The following is a 3,110-nucleotide window of genomic DNA, read 5'->3' as shown; positions in this document are numbered from 1 at the left end:
CAGGCCGGTGAAAATTGGGATGAATTTGTACAGTTTTGTGTTGACAATAATTTTGCTGGATTGGAAAATCTTTCGCTGATACCTGGCAATGTCGGCGCTTCACCTATTCAGAATATTGGCGCTTATGGGGTAGAGTTAAAAGATTATTTTTTTGAGCTTGATTTTTTTGATTTTGAAACAAGGAAGGTTAAAACATTTGAATTGAAGGATTGTGAGTTTGGGTATAGAAACAGTATTTTTAAAAATGAACTTAAAGGCAAAGGGATGATCCTTTCGGTAACCTATCGTCTGAATAAACATCCAGAATTCAAAACGGAATATGGAAGCATAAAGGACGAGATTGAAGCAATGGGAGTATCTGAACTATCTGTGAAAACAATCAGGCAGGCTGTAATAAACATTCGACGCAGCAAATTACCCGATCCTGAAATAATTGGCAATGCCGGAAGTTTTTTTAAGAACCTTACTATTTCAAATGAAGACCATCAACGATTAAAAACCGAATTCCCTAATATTGTTTCATTCTCTCAATCAAATGATAGTTTTAAACTTGCAGCAGGCTGGCTGATTGATCAGTGTGGCTGGAAAGGAAAAAGAGTAGGGGATGCGGGTGTGCATGAAAAGCAAGCGCTTGTATTGGTCAATCATGGAAATGCTAGCGGAAAGGTGGTTTATGATTTGTCAGAAGAAATCAAAAATTCAGTTATAGATAAGTTTGGAGTGGAATTGGAGAGGGAGGTGAATATTATATAGATTCCGTTGAGACTAATTTTTCTTTGTGGTAATTATTGTTCTTTTTAACCACAAAGTAACACCAAGGATTTCACGAAGGTGCACAAAGTGCATATGACTAAGTAATAAAAAATTTAATTCTCATAAAACAAGATACTTACATAATCCACCACCTCATCCGAAGGAATCACCTCCCCTGAATGACCGATTTTAAGTATCTTAGTTTGAGGATCATCAGATACCATTTTTGAATACTCGATTAATGTCATAATTGGCCCATACCCACAGACAGAAATATCTTTATCACGAACCTCTTTGTATACTCCATCTGAATTGAGATTTAGAATCTCATCAATTACAAACTTATCTAATCGCTTGCCTTCGTCAGGATGGACAAAATGTGAAAAATCAGAAGAGGCGATCAAACAAATTTTCTTGTTGAGGAACTTGTTTGCTTTAAAAATCTCCGATGCAATAAACCTGGCATTTTCAGGATTTTGCTTTGAAAGCGTGATAGGAACTATTTTAAAATCATATTCGATTGAATATTGCAATAATGGAAGCATAACTTCTCCTGAGTGCTCGAATTTATGTGCCGATGCCGATTCAGAAAAATCAAGAAAATCATAAAAGTCTTTATCTATCTCCGTTTTGCCCAAAGGTGTTTCCCAAAAATCATTTTCATCCAACGCAATTTCTGCGCCATATCCTGTATGATTGGGATTCACGATAAAAAATGTATCAAACTGTTCATCCGATGCTTTCAACAATTCAAAAAAATGAATGGCCTGGTATGCAGAGAACATATAACCGGCATGAGGTACTACTGCTCCGATGATTTGCTTTTGTGCCAGATCTCGATTAATAGATTCATCTTCTTTTCGAAGTATCTGCGAAAGCTGGATGCTTAATTCATCTTTTGTCCCGAGATAAAATCTTCCTGCTACAGTTGCTTTGCGGGTTTTCATTTCAGTTAATATTTATTACACCAAAAATAAGAAATTTATCAAGACAATCAAAGATTATTAATAATTTAGCCCCACATTCGTAAATCGTAAATCGTAAATCAATAGAGTATGTTCGACGCAAAAGTTTATAACGACAGAAGAAACCGCCTTAGAAAAGAGATAGAAAGCGGCATTGTTTTAATTTTGGGAAACCCGGAAGCTTCCTTTAATTATCCCGCCAATACTTACCATTTCAGACAGGATAGTAATTTCCTGTACTTTTTCGGATTGGATCATCCCGATCTTGCCGGAGTGATGGATATTGATGAAAATAAAGATTATATATTCGGAAATGATGTTGACCTGGATGATATCATCTGGATGGGACCTCAACCATTAATGAGTGAGCAGGCAGCAAAAGTGGGAGTTGGAGGCACGGCTCCTTTAAATGTACTTTTCGAGAAGGTTAAGGAAGCCAAATCTCAAGGACGTAAGATCCATTTTGTTTCGCCATACAGGGGTGAAACTTATATTCAACTTGAAAATTTATTGGGTATCCCTGTTGCTGATCTGAGAAACCATACTTCTGAGGAATTGATCAAGGGCATTGTTAAACTGCGCTCAATTAAAGATGAATACGAAATAATAGAGATGGAAAAAGCTGTGGATATTGCTTATGAAATGCACACCACTTCAATGAGGATGGCCATGCCCGGTGTTATTGAAAGGGAAATCGCAGGAACTATTGAAGGTATTTCACTTGGAATGGGTGGTCCTGTTTCTTTCCCGATAATTTTAAGTATTCATGGTGAAACCTTGCATAATCATTATCATGGAAATGTTTTGAAAGAAGGCCGGATGATGGTTACGGATGCCGGTGCAGAAACTGTATCGCATTATGCCAGCGATATCACACGTACTGTTCCTGTCGGAGGTCGTTTTAACCAGCGTCAAAAAGATATTTATGAGATCGTTCTGGAAGCAAATATGAGGACCATTGAAGCTACCAAACCAGGTATTGCAAACAGAGAACTTCACATGATGGCAGCAAAAGTCATTGCTTCCGGATTGAAGGATCTTGGATTGATGAAAGGAAATATGGATGATGCAGTTAAGGAGGGCGCTCATGCTATGTTCTTCCCGCATGGACTGGGTCATATGCTCGGACTTGATGTACATGACATGGAAGGCCTCGGAGAAAACTATGTTGGCTACGACGATGAAATTAAGCGTAGCGAGCAATTTGGTACTGCCTTTTTACGCCTTGGAAGAAAACACCAACCCGGATTTATTTTTACAATTGAACCCGGTATATATTTCATACCCGCACTGATTGATAAATGGAAAAATGAGAAGAAATTTTTGGACTTTATTAATTATGACAAAGTAGAGACATTCAAGGATTTTGGTGGTATCAGGATTGAGGATGAT

Annotated in this window: 3 protein-coding genes; 2 read left to right on the top strand and 1 reads right to left on the bottom strand. The window is 37.6% G+C overall.

Going from position 1 to position 3,110, the window contains the following annotated elements; translation table 11 throughout:
- Nucleotides 1-753, top strand: a 753-nt coding sequence (gene murB, locus K8S13_RS09070) for a UDP-N-acetylmuramate dehydrogenase (RefSeq protein WP_291462085.1), incomplete at its 5' end; no start/stop codon positions are given.
- A 113-nt stretch (nt 754-866) separates the two neighbouring features.
- Here murB and amrB read toward each other — a convergent pair.
- Nucleotides 867-1,700 (bottom strand): AmmeMemoRadiSam system protein B, encoded by an 834-nt coding sequence (amrB, locus tag K8S13_RS09065; RefSeq protein WP_291462084.1) that lies wholly within the window; start codon nt 1,698-1,700, stop codon nt 867-869.
- Between the two features lie 108 nt (nt 1,701-1,808).
- Between amrB and K8S13_RS09060 the strand changes: the two genes are divergently transcribed.
- A partial coding sequence (locus K8S13_RS09060) for an aminopeptidase P family protein (RefSeq protein WP_291462083.1) occupies nt 1,809-3,110 on the top strand: 1,302 nt, incomplete at its 3' end.

It is taken from the genome of Desulfobacula sp., from assembly GCF_021107415.1.
This window is presented reverse-complemented; position numbering and strand designations above follow the sequence as displayed.